This window comes from Intrasporangium sp. (assembly GCF_051961875.1).
In the GTDB taxonomy this organism is placed as follows: Bacteria; Actinomycetota; Actinomycetes; order Actinomycetales; family Dermatophilaceae; genus Intrasporangium_A.
Map to the genome: position 1 here is coordinate 33,246 of NZ_JBQCCV010000125.1, position 14,885 is coordinate 48,130.

Below are 14,885 nucleotides of genomic sequence, written 5' to 3' on the forward strand. Positions count from 1 at the left end.
CGGGGCTGACAAGCGATGGCCCATGTGGTTAGATATCTTGATATCAAGATAAATCGATCCTGACGCTGGAAGGAGCCCGACGTGGGCAGTGTTGACAGCTTCAAGACCAAGGGGACGCTCGAGGTCGGGGACAGGTCCTACGAGATCTTCCGCCTCGCGGGCGTCGAGGGGCAGGAGACGCTCCCGTACAGCCTCAAGGTCCTCCTCGAGAACCTGCTCCGGACGGAGGACGGCGCGAACATCACCGCCGACCACATCCGGGCGGTCGGCTCCTGGGACGAGAGCGCCGAGCCGGACACGGAGATCCAGTTCACCCCGGCCCGCGTCATCATGCAGGACTTCACCGGTGTGCCGTGCATCGTCGACCTCGCGACGATGCGCGAGGCGATGGCCGACCTCGGCGGCGACGCGAAGAAGATCAACCCGCTCGCTCCGGCCGAGCTCGTCATCGACCACTCCGTCATCATCGACGTGTTCGGCCGTCCCGACGCGTTCGCCAAGAACGTCGAGATCGAGTACGAGCGCAACCGCGAGCGCTACCAGTTCCTGCGCTGGGGCCAGACCGCCTTCGACGACTTCAAGGTCGTCCCGCCGGGCACCGGCATCGTCCACCAGGTCAACATCGAGCACCTCGCTCGGACCGTCATGACCCGCGAGGGCGATGCGGGCGTCGTGCAGGCCTACCCCGACACGTGCGTCGGCACCGACTCGCACACGACGATGGTCAACGGGCTCGGCGTGCTCGGCTGGGGCGTCGGCGGCATCGAGGCCGAGGCGGCCATGCTCGGTCAGCCCGTCTCGATGCTCATCCCGCGCGTCGTCGGCTTCAAGCTGTCCGGCTCCATCCCCTCCGGCGCGACGGCGACCGACGTCGTCCTCACGATCACCGAGATGCTCCGCGAGCACGGCGTGGTCGGCAAGTTCGTCGAGTTCTACGGCGAGGGCGTGGCCCAGGTGCCGCTCGCGAACCGCGCGACGATCGGCAACATGAGCCCCGAGTTCGGCTCGACCTGCGCGATCTTCCCGATCGACGACGTCACCCTCGACTACCTGCGCCTCACCGGCCGCTCCACCGAGCAGGTCGCCCTCGTCGAGGCGTACGCCAAGGAGCAGGGGATGTGGCTCGACCCGTCCCGCGAGGCCCGCTACTCCGAGCGCCTCGAGCTCGACCTGTCGACGGTCGTGCCCTCGATCGCCGGGCCGAAGCGGCCCCAGGACCGCATCGAGCTCTCCCGGGCCAAGGAGCAGTTCCGCAACGACCTCAAGAACTACGTCGTGCAGGGCAACACGATCGAGAAGAGCTCGCTCGACCGGGAGCTCATGGCGACGTTCCCGGCGTCGGACGCGCCGACCTACGACGCCGACCAGGTCTCGGAGGCGGCCGGCAAGCCCACCCGCTCGCCCGCCGCGACGAACGGCCGGGCCAGCAACCCCGTGTCGGTGACGCTCGACGGACAGGACGTGGCGATCGACCACGGCCACGTCGCGATCGCCTCGATCACGAGCTGCACCAACACCTCGAACCCCTCGGTGATGATGGCGGCCGCGATGCTCGCCAAGAACGCCGTGGAGAAGGGCCTCGGTGTCGCGCCCTGGGTCAAGACCTCGATGGCGCCCGGCTCGAAGGTCGTCACGGGCTACTACGAGAAGGCCGGCATGTGGCCCTACCTCGAGAAGCTCGGGTTCCACCTCGTCGGCTACGGCTGCACGACGTGCATCGGCAACTCCGGGCCGATCATCGAGGAGGTCTCGCAGGCCGTCGCCGACGGTGACCTCGCCGTCGTGTCGGTCCTCTCCGGCAACCGCAACTTCGAGGGCCGGATCAACCCGGACGTCAAGATGAACTACCTGGCGAGCCCGCCGCTCGTCATCGCCTACGCCCTCGCCGGCACGATGGACTTCGACTTCGAGGCCGACGCGCTCGGCAAGGACTCGGACGGCAACGACGTCTTCCTCCGCGACATCTGGCCCTCCCCTGAGGACGTCGAGCGCACCATCGCGGCGAGCATCAGCACGGAGATGTTCAGCGAGGACTACGCCGACGTGTTCGCCGGCGACGAGCGCTGGCAGTCGCTGCCCACCCCGCAGGGTGACACCTTCGAGTGGGACGGCGAGTCGACCTACGTCCGCAAGCCCCCGTACTTCGAGGGCATGACGATGGAGCCGGCCCCGGTCTGCGACATCGACGGCGCCCGGGTCCTCGCCAAGCTCGGCGACTCGGTGACGACCGACCACATCAGCCCGGCCGGCTCGATCAAGGCCGACAGCCCCGCGGGCAAGTACCTCGCCGAGCACGGCGTCGAGCGCAAGGACTTCAACTCCTACGGCTCGCGCCGTGGCAACCACGAGGTCATGATCCGCGGCACGTTCGCGAACATCCGCCTGAAGAACCAGCTCCTCGACGGCGTCGAGGGCGGCTTCACCCGCAACTTCCTGGCAGGCGGCGAGCAGACGAGCATCTATGACGCGTCGATGGCCTACCAGGCCGCCGGTGTGCCGCTCGTCGTCCTCGCCGGCAAGGAGTACGGCTCGGGCTCGTCGCGCGACTGGGCGGCCAAGGGCACGACCCTGCTCGGCGTCAAGGCGGTCATCGCCGAGAGCTACGAGCGCATCCACCGCTCCAACCTCATCGGCATGGGCGTCATCCCGCTGCAGTTCCCGGCGGGGGAGAGCGCGGACTCGCTCGGCCTGGACGGCACCGAGACCTTCTCGATCAGCGGCATCACCGCCCTCAACGAGGGCACGACGCCGCGGACGGTCCACGTGACGGCGACCAAGGGGTCCGGCGAGACGGTCGAGTTCGATGCGGTGGTCCGGATCGACACCCCCGGCGAGGCGGACTACTACCGCAACGGCGGGATCCTGCAGTACGTCCTCCGCTCACTCGTCGGAGCCAAGGCGTGAAGGCCTGACGGACACCCGGGGGCCCCGGGCGATCGCGCTGGCGATCGCTCGGGGCCCTTCCGGTCCCCGGTATGGCGGTCAGCGGGCCGATGCTCGCCCGCGCGGTCCGGCATGTGGCGGGCTAGCGTGGCGGAGTGAACGGCATACGGCTCGTCATCATGGCGGACACGCACGTGCCCAAGCGCGCCAGGGTCCTGCCGGCGGAGCTGTGGGAGCAGGCCGAGGCGGCCGACGCCGTGGTGCACGCCGGCGACTGGGTCGAGGTCGCGCTGCTGGACGAGCTCGAGGCCAGGTCGCGCCGGCTGATCGGGGTCTGGGGCAACAACGACGGTGCTGAGCTCCGTTCCCGGCTGCCCGAGGTGGCCCGGGAGGAGCTGGCGGGGGTGCGCCTCGCCGTCGTGCACGAGACGGGCCAGGCCACGGGGCGCGAGCAGCGCTGCGACGCGGCCTTCCCCGACGCCGACGTGCTGGTGTTCGGGCACAGCCACATCCCGTGGGACACGGTGACGCCGCGCGGCCTGCGGCTGCTCAACCCGGGCTCGCCGACCGACCGGCGGCGGCAGCCGCACTGCACCTACCTGACGGCGTTCGCGACAGCGGGCGAGCTCACCGACGTCGAGCTGCACCGGCTGCCGCGCTGAGGCTGGATGCCACCGGCTGCGGCGCCGTGAGGCAGCGACGTTCCAACCTGTGGTCGTTCTCGTTGGTCGCCGCGACGGCGAGGAGTCCGTCGTGACATCCTGTGCCCGTGACGCGTCCCCGCTTGTGGATCTGGGAGCCCCCAGAGGACTGGGCCCCGCAGCCGCCCAGCGAGAGTGTCGACGGCGTGCCCGTCGCCAGCCGGGTCTGGACCTCACCCGTGACGGAATCACCTTTTGCTGCAACCGAGCTCATTGCCTCGTGGAATGCCACCACACCGCTCTGTGCCTGGCTCGTGGTCGAGGGCCGGGTCCTCGGAGACGAGGCGTGGTCGGCCTGGTTCACCCTCGCGCGGTGGTCGGCCGGCGACCCGGAGGCCGGGTCGCCGGTGCGGCGGACCAGTCTGCTCGGCCAGGACCTGCCCGAGGGGAAGGTCGACACCGACACCTTCATTGCCCGAAACCCCTTCCGCCAGTTCCAGGTTCGCGTCAGCGCTTACACCGGACGCCCTGACGAGTGGCCCGATGTCAGGCTCGTCGCAGCCCTCGTCAGTGCTCCCGACCCGGTCGGTGAGGACAGCGCCCCGCCGTCGCCCACCGTGACGGAGCTCGGTGTCCCGCCCCTGTCGCAACGACGTCACGCCGGCACCTTCCCGCACTGGGACGGCGGGGGCGGCTCCTGGTGCTCGCCGACCGCGACGACGATGCTGCTCGGGTACTGGGGGCGCACACCGAGCGCCGAGGAGACGGCCTGGGTCGGTCACGACGTCGACCCCGAGGTCGTCCACGCGGTGCGCTCCGTCTTCGACGACGCGTACGGCGGCGCGGGCAACTGGGCATTCAACATCGCGTATGCCGCCGAGCGCGGGCTGCGCGGCTATGTGACCCGCCTCCGCGGGCTGGGGGAGGCGGAGCAGTTCCTCCGGGCCGGGATCCCGCTCGCGGTGTCCGTCCGGTTCACGCCGGAGGACCTACCGGGCGCGGTGTACCGGACGGAGGGCCACCTGCTGACGATCATCGGGTTCACCCCCGACGGCGACGTCGTCTGCAACGACCCCGGGTCACGCGGGGAAGCGAGCCCCGAGGCGGTGCGCATCGTGTTCCCGCGTGAGGCCTTCGAGCAGGCCTGGTGGGCCGGCAGCGGCGGCATCGCCTACGTCATCCACCCGCGGGACGTGTCCCTGCCAGCGGCGCCGACCCCGGAGCCGAACTGGGGCTGACGTGCCCGACACTGGTGGCATGACCGCCCACGTCCCTCCCGGCTGGCCCGAGGGCGTCCCCCCGGCCCACACCCCGGGGTGGGAGCACCGGGCCGTCCTCTGGCTGCTCGACCAGTGCCCGCCCGACTACCGCGCTCACGATGCCTGGCGGCGTCACCCGATCGCCCTGGCGTGGCTGGCGGGCAAGCACCTCGACGGCCAGGTCGAGGCGATGCGCGTGGCGTGGCGGGAGGCCCGGGTCGCGCTCGGTCCGCACCTGCCGCCCGAGGCGCTGCCCGAGGTGATGTCGCAGATCGAGGCCGAGGGGATCCGGCTGCTCGCTGCGTCGCGGTCGGTCCGGCTGCTCCTCGAGGCGCTGGAGGGCAAGGTGTTCGCACCCCGCCTGTGACCGGTGGGTCACGCGGCTCCCGGCTGAGCGGCATACGGTGTGACCCCCGGGGCGGATGGGGGACGCCGTAGACTCGACCGATGACATGCACGAGAGGACGACGCACAGCGTGAGCCTGCTGGAGACGATCACCGGCCCGGCGGACCTGCGGGCCCTGCCCGCGGAGCGGATGCCGGAGCTGGCCGAGGAGATCCGGGCGTTCCTGGTGGGCGAGGTGAGCAAGACCGGGGGCCATCTCGGACCCAACCTGGGGGTCGTCGAGCTCACCATCGCGCTGCACCGGGTGTTCGACTCGCCGCGCGATGCGATCGTCTTCGACACCGGCCACCAGTCCTACGTGCACAAGCTGCTCACCGGCCGGCACGACTTCAGCAAGCTGAAGAAGCAGGGAGGGCTCTCCGGCTACCCGAGCCGGGCGGAGTCCGAGCACGACATCGTCGAGAACTCACACGCGTCGACCGCCCTCTCCTGGGCTGACGGCATCGCGAAGGGAAGGCGGCTGCGCGGCGAGCGCGGCCGGCACACGGTGGCGGTGATCGGCGACGGGGCCCTGACCGGCGGGATGGCGTGGGAGGCGATGAACAACATCGCCGTGGACAAGGACCTCCCGCTCGTCGTCGTCGTCAACGACAACGAGCGTTCCTATGCCCCGACGATCGGTGGGCTCGCCGAGCACCTCGCGACGCTGCGGACGACCCGCGGCTACGAGCGGGTCCTCGCGTGGGGCAAGCGCTCGCTCGCGCGCACCCCTCTCGTCGGCGATGCGGTGTTCGACACCCTCCACGGGGTCAAGAAGGGGCTCAAGGACATCGTCGCCCCGCAGGGCATGTTCGAAGACCTCGGCCTCAAGTACTACGGGCCGGTCGACGGGCATGACGAGCAGGCCGTCGAGCGGGCGCTGCGCCAGGCACGTGAGTTCGGCGGCCCCGTCATCGTCCACGTCATCACCCAGAAGGGCCGCGGCTACCAGCCCGCGCTCGACGACATGGCCGACCACATGCACGGCATCGGCAAGATCAACCCCGAGACGGGCCTGCCGTTCGAGGTCGCCGGTCGGATCTGGACCGATGAGTTCAACGACGAGATGGTGCGCCTCGGCGCCGAGCGGGACGACCTCGTGGCGCTCACCGCGGCGATGCTCATCCCCGTCGGGCTGGACGGCTTCGCCGCCGCCTACCCCGAGCGGGTCTTCGACGTCGGCATCGCCGAGCAGCACGCCGTGACCATGGCCTCCGGACTCGCCTACACCGGACTGCACCCCGTGGTGGCCCTCTACGCGACGTTCCTCAACCGCGCGTTCGACCAGATGCTGATGGACTGCGCGCTGCATCGGGCCGGCGTGACGTTCGTGCTGGACCGGGCCGGCATCACCGGCAGCGACGGCCCGTCGCACAACGGTATGTGGGACATGACCCTGATGTCGGTCGTCCCCGGGCTGCGGCTCGCAGCCCCCCGCGACGGCGACCAGGTCCGGCAGCAGCTGCGCGAGGCGGTCGCCGTCACCGACGGCCCGACCGTGATCCGCTTCCCCAAGGGCGATGTCGCCGAGCCGGTCCGGGCCGTCCGCCAGGAGGGCGACGTCGACGTCCTCTTCGAGACCGGCACGGACGACGTCGACCTTCTCGTCGTCGGAGTGGGCGCCTTCGCCGGGTTGGCCGTCGACGTGGGGGAGAAGATCGCCGCGCTCGGTCACTCCGTGCGCGTCGTCGACCCGAGGTGGGTCCTGCCGGTCAGCCCCTCGGTCGTCGACCTCGCTGGGCATGCCGGTGCCGTGACCGTCATCGAGGACAACCTCGTCAGCGGCGGAGTGGGGGCCGCCGTGACCCACGCGCTGCGTGAGTCGGGACGCGACGTGCCGGTCCACCTGCACGGCATCCCCAAGCGTTTCCTCGACCACGCCTCCCGGGGCCAGCTGCTCGAGGAGCTCGGCCTCACGGCCGAGGCCATCGTCGCCGACCTCCAGCGGCGGCTCTCCTGACACCGGCGCCCCCCGATGGGCGGGGCGCTCCGGCGTGGAGGCGGCCCACATGCGCGATCCGCCATTGTGGTGTGCACCACTACGGATACCGCCAGTGGCCGGAACTACGGTCACCGGCAGCGGTTGGGTGACAACGGAATCTCGTTGCAGCAAGGGCGCGAGCACCCGGCCGGAGCTGGAGGACGTCCGTGTCGAAGCGTTGGAGCCTCGCCCTCGCGAGCAGCCTGATCACCCTGTCCCTCGCGGCCTGCGGCAGCCCCGGCCAGCCCGGCAGCGCCGCCAACGAGACGCCCGGGGGCGGCCAGGGGGCCGCCTCCGGCGAGCCCTACAAGGTCGGCCTCGTCTACTCGAAGAGCGGACCGCTCGCCACCTACGGTGAGCAGTACCGGCAGGCGCTCACCGTCGGCATCGACTACGCCACCAAGGGCGCCGGCGCGGTGGGCGGCCACAAGATCGAGATCAGCGAGCAGGACGACGCGGGCGACCCGGCCAAGGCCGTCGCCGCCGCCACCGACCTGATCGGCAAGGGCAACAAGATCATCGCCGGCTCCACCGCCTCCGGCGTCGCCCTCCAGGTCGCACCGATCGCCGCGGACAACAAGGTGCTCTTCATCTCCGGTCCCGCGGCCGTCGACGCCGTCACGGGCGCGAACAAGTACACCTTCCGCTCCGGCCGCCAGACCTGGCAGGACGTCGCGACAGCCGGCGCGATGCTGGGCGACGTCAGCGGGAAGAGGATCACCGTCCTGGCCCAGGACAGCGCGTTCGGCAAGGCCAACATCGCCGCGGTGACGGCAGTGCTCGGCGGCAAGGGCGGCAAGGTCGACTCCGTCGCCGTCCCGGCCGCCGCCACCGACTTCACGCCGTTCGCGACGAAGATCAAGGAGTCCAAGCCCGACCTGCTGTTCGTGGCCTGGGCCGGCACCAACGCGACGGCGATGTGGACGACGCTCGAACAGCAGGCAGTCTTCGACGCGACGAAGGTCGTGACCGGCCTCGACATCAAGCCGACCCACCCACTGTTCGGTGCGGCCGGAACGAAGATCGACTTCCTCTCCCACTTCTTCGATGGCGCAGCCGACAACGCCGTCTACCAGGCGCTCGACAAGGGCATGAAGGCGCAGAACGCATCCGTCGACCTGTTCACCAACGACGGCTTCGTCGCGGGTCAGATGATCGTCCACGCGCTCGAGGCGAGCGGCGACGACGCCGACAAGATGGTGGCGGCCCTCGAGGGCTGGAAGTTCGAGGGCCCCAAGGGGCAGATGGAGATCCGCGCGGAGGACCACGCCCTGCTCCAGCCGATGTTCACCGCCAGCCTCAAGAAGGAGGGCGACAATGTTGTCCCCGTCCTCGGCAAGACGCTGGACGCCGCCACGGTCGCCCCGCCGGTCACGCCGTTCAAGTGATCGAGGCAACCGCAGTCGGCTGGCGGGTCGGCGGGGCGCGGATCCTCGACGACGTCTGCCTGTCCGTCGGGGCCGGTGAGCTGCTCGGCATCATCGGCCCGAACGGGGCGGGCAAGTCCTCCCTCGTCAACATCCTCTCCGGAGTGCGCCGCCCGACCACGGGGCGAATCGCGCTGGGGGACAGGGACGTCACGAGGACCAGCGCCACGAAGCGCGCGCGTATGGGGCTGGCCCGCTCGTTCCAGACGTCGGCGCTCTTCGACGGCCTCACCGCCGGCGAGAACGTCCGCCTCGCCATCCAGGCGTCCGGCGAGCGGCCCTTCTCGCCCTTCCGCCGCGCCGCGGGTGACGGGGCCGAGCAGATCGACGCGCTCCTGACAAGGGTCCGTATGCCGGGCCGCGCGGGCACCCTCGCGCGTGACCTCTCGCACGGGGACCGGCGCAAGCTCGAGCTCGCCATGGCCCTCGCGTCCGACCCCTCGGTCCTCCTTCTCGACGAGCCCATGGCCGGTGTCTCGGCCGAGGACGTCGACGGCCTGGCCGACATCATCGGCGAGGTCCGCGACAGGGGGGTCGCCGTGGCGATGGTCGAGCACCACATGCACGTCGTCCTGGGCCTCGCCGACCGGGTCGCGGTCCTGCACCACGGGCAGGTCCTCGCGACAGGGTCGCCCGACGAGGTCACCGCGGATGAGCGCGTCCAGCAGGCCTACCTCGGGGAGGCATTGTGAGCACAGACAAGCCAGCCGCGATCCTGCGGGTCGAGGACCTCCACGTGCGCTACGGCGGGTCACACATCCTGCAGGGCGTCTCGTTCGACGTCGCGTCGACGGGCGTCACCGCGCTGCTCGGGCGCAACGGCGTCGGCAAGACGACCACCCTCAAGGCGATCCTCGGCCTCGCACCGCGCACGGGACGGATCGTCGCGGCGGGCACGGATATCCAGAAGCAGGCGACGACGCGCATCGTGCGCGATGGCATCGGCTACGTCCCCGAGAACCGGGAGGTCTTCGCAGGCCTGACTGTCGAGGAGAACCTGCGCCTCGTCGACCGCGAGCGCGGCATCGACACGCCGGCCGTCCGACGGCTCTTCCCGGACCTCGTGAAGCGCCGCGGCCAGCGTGCCGGCACCCTTTCCGGGGGCCAGCAGCAGATGGTCGCGCTCGCCCGCGTCCTGCTCCGGCCGACCAGGCTGCTGCTGATCGACGAGCCGACCAAGGGCCTGGCGCCCAAGCTCGTCACCGAGGTCGCCGACGTGCTCGCCGAGGTCGCCCGCTCGACGCCCATCCTGCTCGTCGAGCAGAACCTGCCGCTCGTGCGGCGCATCGCCGACGACGTCGTCGTCCTCGACGCGGGCCGCGTCGTCCACCGCGGCTCGGCCGCGGACCTGATCGCCGATGCGGAGCGCACCCGCGAGCTGCTCGGCGTCTCCATGCGCAAGGAGGGCGCGGCGTGAACGACCTGCTCCTGCTCGTCGCCACGGGGCTCGGCCTCGGGGCGCTCTACTTCCTCGCCGCGAGCGGGCTCAGCCTCATCTACGGCCTCATGGGTGTGCTCAACTTCGCCCACGGCGCGTTCATGATGGCCGGCTCCTACGCCGGCTGGTGGACGATGACCTCGCTGCTGCCCGCGTCGACGGCTGTCGCCGCGCGGCTCGCCGCCGCCATCGCCGTCGCCCTCCTCGTCGGCGCCCTCGTCGGGTTCCTCGTCGAGGTCGTCCTCATCCGACCGCTCTACCGACACCACATCCAGCAGGTCCTCGTCACCGTCGGGCTCTCCCTCGCCAGCATCGCTGCGGCCCAAGGCATCTGGGGAGCCGACCCGAAGCCCCTGCCCAAGCCGCAGTGGATGACGCAGACCACGGAGCTGTTCGGGGCCCGCCTCCCGAACGACCGCTTCGTCTTCATCCTCGCCGCCCTCGCGCTGTTCCTCGGGCTGCTCGCGCTGCTCCACCTGACTCAGTTCGGCCTCGTGATCCGCGCGGGCGTGGAGAACCGCACCATGGTTGAGGCGCTCGGCATCAACGTCCGACGCACCTTCACCATCGTCTTCGCGATCGGGGGTGCCGCCGCAAGTGTCGCCGGCCTGCTCTACTCGCAGTACAGCGGGACCGTCTCGCCCGCCCAGGGTGGCTCGTTGCTCATCTACGCGTTCATCGTCGTCGTCATCGGCGGCATGGGATCGCTACCCGGCACCGCCGTCGCGGCCGTCGCGGTGGGACTGGTCCAGCAGCTCGCGAACTACTACGCCGCCAGCGGGGTCGGCGACCTGTCCGTCGTCCTCCTGCTCGCCCTTGTCCTGCTCCTGCGGCCCAGCGCCATGAAGGGGGCGATGGCATGAGCGCCGACTGGAGGGAGGACACGAACGAGGAACGAGTGAGGCCCGGAGCGCACGGAAGGGGCGCGACAATGAGCATGAGCTCCCCGACCCTCTCCAGCACGGCAGAGACGGGCCAGACCGCGACGAGCGGCGCCGCGCGCCACCCGCTGCACAGCTACAGGAGGCGACTGGTCCTCCGGCTGCTCCCGGCCGTCGTCATCGTCGCGGTCCTCGCCTACCTGCCCTATGTGCCGACCGAGCTGCCCGGGCTCTTGCCCGGCCGGGTCAACGGCCCGGGGTCGATGCAGCTGCTCGCCACGTGCCTCGTCATGGCCGGCATCGCCCTCAGCTACGACGTCATCTTCGGGCGGACGGGGCTGCTCAGCTTCGGCCACGCACTCTTCGTCGCGGCCGGCAGCTACCTGCTGACGATCGCGCTCTCGACGTGGTCGCTGCCCCTGTGGGCCTCGATCCCGGTCGCGCTCGGGCTCACCACGCTCCTCGCCCTGGTGGTGGGCGCGGTCGCACTGCGCGTCGGTGGTATCGCCTTCGCCATGGTCACCCTCGCCTTCGCGCAGGCGGCCTCGATCATCGTCCTGCGCAACCCGGGCGAGGTGACCGGCGGCGAGGAGGGCAAGAGCCTCAACCGGCACGCGATCCCGGACCTGCTCGTCGGTGTCGCCAACGCGCCCTACCGCTACTGGCTCGCGCTCGCGTTCGCCGTGTTCGCGGCCGTCGTCGTCACGCTCCTCGTCCGGTCCCGGGCCGGTCACGCCATGGCCGCCGTCCGCGAGAACGAGGGCCGCGCCGCCGTCCTTGGGCTGCCGGTCTACCGGGTCAAGCTGCTCGCGATCGTCGTCGGCGCCTTCCTCGGCGGTCTGGGCGGCATCGTGCACGCACTCGTCCTCGGCGGCGCCAACCCGCACCTCACGACCACCGAGTTCACCCTCGGCCTGCTCGTCATGGTCGTCCTCGGCGGCGCGGGCCGCACGTGGGGCGCCCTCCTCGGCGGGTTCCTCTACCACTACGCGGATGCCCGGCTCGTCGAGGTGAGCGGCTCGTCGCTGCTGCAGTCGCTGCCCGACGTCGTGGGACGGGTGCTGGCGCAGCCGCTCTTCATCCTCGGCATCTTCTTCGTCGTCGTCGTGTACTTCGCCCCGACCGGCCTCGCCGGACTGGGCGCCCGTCTGTTCCGGAAAGGACGTGCCTGATGACCACCGAACCCGCCTTCGTGATGGAACTGCCCGTCGGGAGTGTCGCGATCCACGACCTCACCGTCGGCACACCGGCCGACGACGCCCCGGTCGTGCTCGCCGTGCACGGCATCACCGCCAACGGCCTGTCCTGGCGTGAGGTGGCCGACGAGGTCGACCGTCGCCACGGCTCCGCGGTGCGCTTCCTCGCGCCCGACCTCCGAGGCCGGGCGGCGAGCGCCGCGGCGGCCGGTCCCTATGGGCTGCAGACGCACGTGGCCGACCTCGCCACGATCGCCTCCATCTTCGGGGCCCAGCCCGTGCTCGTCGGGCACTCGATGGGCGCCTTCATCGCCGGGCTCGCCGTCGCCACCCATCCCGATCGCTTCGCGGGAGCCGTCCTCGTCGACGGCGGCCTCGCCTTCCCGGCCCCCGAGGGGCTCGACATCGACGCGGCCCTCAAGGCCGTCATCGGCCCGGCTATGGACCGGTTGTCGATGCGGTTTGCCAGCCCCGCGGCATACGTCGAGTTCTGGAGCGAGCACCCCGCGCTCGGGCCGGCGCTGCACGGCCCGGCGGGGGACGCCCTGCGCGCCTATCTCGAGCACGACCTCGTGCCCGCCGACGGGCAGTGGCGCAGCAGCTGCGTCATCGAGGCGGTCCGGGCCGACGGCGCCGACGTCCTCACCGACGCCGAGACCCACGGTGCCGTGGCACGCGCCGCCGCGGACGGCACCGGCATGGACTTCGTCTGGGCCCACCGCGGACTGCTCGACGAGGCCCAGGGCCTCTACGACAAGGACCGCCTCGCTGCCCTCGGCGTGCCGGACGAGGTCACCGTGCAGGACGTCGACGCGAACCACTACACGGTCATCCTGGAAGAGCCCGGCGTGACCGCGATCGCGGACGCGATCGACCGCCGGCTCGCGGCCGTCCCGCCCCTCAGCGAGGCGTGAGGAGCAGGTCCCGCAGGCGGAGGGCGAGCTGGATCTCGAGGGCGCGGTCGGGCCGCTGCCAGGTGTCCCCGAGCAGCGCCGAGATCCGCTCCAGCCGCTGGGAGACCGTGTTGACGTGCACGTGCAGCTGCCCGGCCGCATGGCGCGGGCTCGCACCCGCCGCGAAGTATGCCGTGAGCGTGCCGAGCAGGTCCGTCCCCCGGCGCTCGTCGTAGTCCACGATGGGGCCGAGCACCCGCTCGACGTACTCTCCGATGTCCGGCTCGGAGCTCACGATGAGCCCGGCGAACCCGAGCTCCGTCGCCGCGCCACCCATGCCCCGGCGTCCCAGCGCGAGGAGCGCCCGGACTGTCCGGACGCCCTCGGCATGCGCCTCCGGGACGGCCGTGACGCCGGTGATCGGCCCCACGCCCGCCACCGTGGTCTCCGAACGACGGCTCAGCAGGGCCGCCATCGACTTCGCCAGAGCATCGGGGTCCTCACCGGGCACCAGGGCCACGACCGCCCCGTCGTGGGCTCCGACGAGGGCGTCCTCGCCGGCCAGGGTGCTCGTCGAGAGCAGGAGGCTGCGCGTCGTCGTGCCGACATCCCCGCGGACCACGAGGAGGCAGAAGGGGCGGTGCGGGTCGAAGCCGGCCGACCGCGCCAGAGAGACCCGGTCGTCGACCGTCCCGCGGGGGCTGACGAGGTCGGAGACAAGGCGGTTGCGCTCCTGCTGACGTGAGTCGGCCGCCGCGCGCTCGAAGAGCAGGACGAGTGCCGTGACGACCGCGGCGCGCTCCACGGTGCGACGGTCCGGATCGCTCAGTGACTCGACGCCGCCGACAAGGAGCGTGCCGAGCCGGTCGCGCATTGCGCTCACCGGAGCGACATAGACGCCGTCGACCTCGAAGAGCCGCCCCGTGCCCCAGGCCTCCTCGGTCGGCACGCCGAGGTCCTCGGGGACCGGCCCGGACTGGCTGCGCCGTTCGCCGGTCTCGTCGGCGAGCACCGCCCAGCCGCCCAGCAGCTCGGACAGCGACTTCGTGATGCCATCCACGCCGCCTCCCTCGAGGACGAGGGAGGCGAAGCGGTCGTGGGCCGCCGCAGCCTTCTCGACACCGGCGGCATACTGCCGGACCGTCTCGTGTGCTTGGGACAGGGCCTTCACGGCCTGCTCCGCGTCCGCCCGGGCGCGGGTCTGCACGAGGGTCACGGCGGCCAGCGTGGCGAGGCTGCCGAGGAGGGCGACCTCCTCGCGGGTGAACGGGCGGGGGGAACGGTTTGCGGCGAAGAGGACCCCGACGAAGTGCGACTCGACGATGAGCGGGGTGCCGCAGATCGCGATGATGCCCTCGTCGCCCACGCCGGAGTCGATGCTGGCCGTGTGGGCGAAGCGCTCGTCGTTCGTGTAGTCGGCCGTCCAGTACGGCTTGTGCGTCGAGGCGACGAGACCGCCGAGGCCGTCCCCGAGGGCGAGGCGGAGCGCCTGGAACCGTGCCGAGATCGAGCCGTCGGTGGCTCGCATGAAGGTGTCGCCGCGCTCCGGATCGTAGAGCGTGAGGTAGGCGAGGTCGGTCCGCATGAGGATCCGGGCGCGACGGACGATCGCGTCGAGGACCCCGGCGGGGTCGCTCTCGGTCGCCAGCTCGCGGGCGATGTCGAGCAGGGCCGACAGTGCGGCTTCACGGTCGAGGTGTGCGTCGCGCTCGTGGGTGATCCGCAGCGCCAGCTCACGGGCCCTCGTCGGGGCGGGAGCTGCGACGACGTCACCGACCGAGGCACCGGAGGCGACGAGGTCCAGCAGATGCAGCAGCTGGTCTCGTTCCTCAGCGTCCGGCACGGTGCCGATCCTAGGAGGGCCCGGGGTCACGGGGCGCGTGTGGTCGGGTCCGTCCGGC

12 protein-coding genes are annotated in these 14,885 nt (G+C 71.3%); 11 read left to right on the plus strand and 1 reads right to left on the minus strand.

Annotation, left to right across the window (positions count from 1 at the left end; all coding sequences use genetic code 11):
- Positions 1-81 precede the first annotated feature (81 nt).
- The 11 genes from acnA to ACTHJJ_RS07330 all read left to right on the plus strand — a co-directional run bounded on the left by acnA (position 82) and on the right by ACTHJJ_RS07330 (position 13,005).
- A complete protein-coding gene (gene acnA / locus ACTHJJ_RS07280; protein WP_440302272.1) occupies positions 82-2,904 on the plus strand; it encodes an aconitate hydratase AcnA in 2,823 nt (940 codons plus the stop codon).
- A gap of 158 nt (positions 2,905-3,062) precedes the next feature.
- Positions 3,063-3,545, plus strand: coding sequence for a metallophosphoesterase family protein (locus ACTHJJ_RS07285; RefSeq protein ID WP_440302360.1), 483 nt, complete (start codon positions 3,063-3,065; stop codon positions 3,543-3,545).
- A gap of 107 nt (positions 3,546-3,652) precedes the next feature.
- Positions 3,653-4,762, plus strand: coding sequence for a peptidase C39 family protein (locus tag ACTHJJ_RS07290; RefSeq protein WP_440302273.1), 1,110 nt, complete (start codon positions 3,653-3,655; stop codon positions 4,760-4,762).
- Positions 4,763-4,781: 19 nt separating this feature from the next.
- Positions 4,782-5,150 carry a hypothetical protein gene (locus tag ACTHJJ_RS07295; RefSeq protein WP_440302274.1) on the plus strand — a complete coding sequence of 123 codons (369 nt, stop codon included), beginning with the start codon at positions 4,782-4,784 and terminating at the stop codon, positions 5,148-5,150.
- 109 nt (positions 5,151-5,259) lie between these two features.
- Positions 5,260-7,128, plus strand: a complete 1,869-nt coding sequence (gene dxs, locus ACTHJJ_RS07300; protein ID WP_440302361.1) for a 1-deoxy-D-xylulose-5-phosphate synthase — start codon at positions 5,260-5,262, stop codon at positions 7,126-7,128.
- A gap of 188 nt (positions 7,129-7,316) precedes the next feature.
- Positions 7,317-8,537, plus strand: coding sequence for a substrate-binding domain-containing protein (locus tag ACTHJJ_RS07305; protein WP_440302275.1), 1,221 nt, complete (start codon positions 7,317-7,319; stop codon positions 8,535-8,537).
- Positions 8,534-9,268, plus strand: a complete 735-nt coding sequence (locus tag ACTHJJ_RS07310) for an ABC transporter ATP-binding protein (RefSeq protein ID WP_440302276.1) — start codon at positions 8,534-8,536, stop codon at positions 9,266-9,268. The genes ACTHJJ_RS07305 and ACTHJJ_RS07310 overlap by 4 nt, the downstream gene beginning before the upstream one ends.
- Positions 9,265-9,993 (plus strand): ABC transporter ATP-binding protein, encoded by a 729-nt coding sequence (locus tag ACTHJJ_RS07315; protein WP_440302277.1) that lies wholly within the window; start codon positions 9,265-9,267, stop codon positions 9,991-9,993. Before ACTHJJ_RS07310 ends, ACTHJJ_RS07315 begins: the two co-directional genes overlap by 4 nt.
- Positions 9,990-10,877 carry a branched-chain amino acid ABC transporter permease gene (locus ACTHJJ_RS07320; protein ID WP_440302278.1) on the plus strand — a complete coding sequence of 296 codons (888 nt, stop codon included), beginning with the start codon at positions 9,990-9,992 and terminating at the stop codon, positions 10,875-10,877. The genes ACTHJJ_RS07315 and ACTHJJ_RS07320 overlap by 4 nt, the downstream gene beginning before the upstream one ends.
- Positions 10,878-10,945: 68 nt before the next feature.
- Positions 10,946-12,067 (plus strand): branched-chain amino acid ABC transporter permease, encoded by a 1,122-nt coding sequence (locus tag ACTHJJ_RS07325; RefSeq protein WP_440302279.1) that lies wholly within the window; start codon positions 10,946-10,948, stop codon positions 12,065-12,067.
- The gene (locus ACTHJJ_RS07330) at positions 12,067-13,005 is read left to right on the plus strand and encodes an alpha/beta fold hydrolase (RefSeq protein WP_440302280.1); all 939 of its coding nucleotides are present in this window, start codon (positions 12,067-12,069) and stop codon (positions 13,003-13,005) included. The genes ACTHJJ_RS07325 and ACTHJJ_RS07330 overlap by 1 nt, the downstream gene beginning before the upstream one ends.
- Here the strand turns inward: ACTHJJ_RS07330 and ACTHJJ_RS07335 are convergent.
- Positions 12,992-14,827 carry a helix-turn-helix domain-containing protein gene (locus tag ACTHJJ_RS07335; protein WP_440302281.1) on the minus strand — a complete coding sequence of 612 codons (1,836 nt, stop codon included), beginning with the start codon at positions 14,825-14,827 and terminating at the stop codon, positions 12,992-12,994. The genes ACTHJJ_RS07330 and ACTHJJ_RS07335 overlap by 14 nt on opposite strands.
- Between the last annotated feature and the right edge of the window lie 58 nt (positions 14,828-14,885).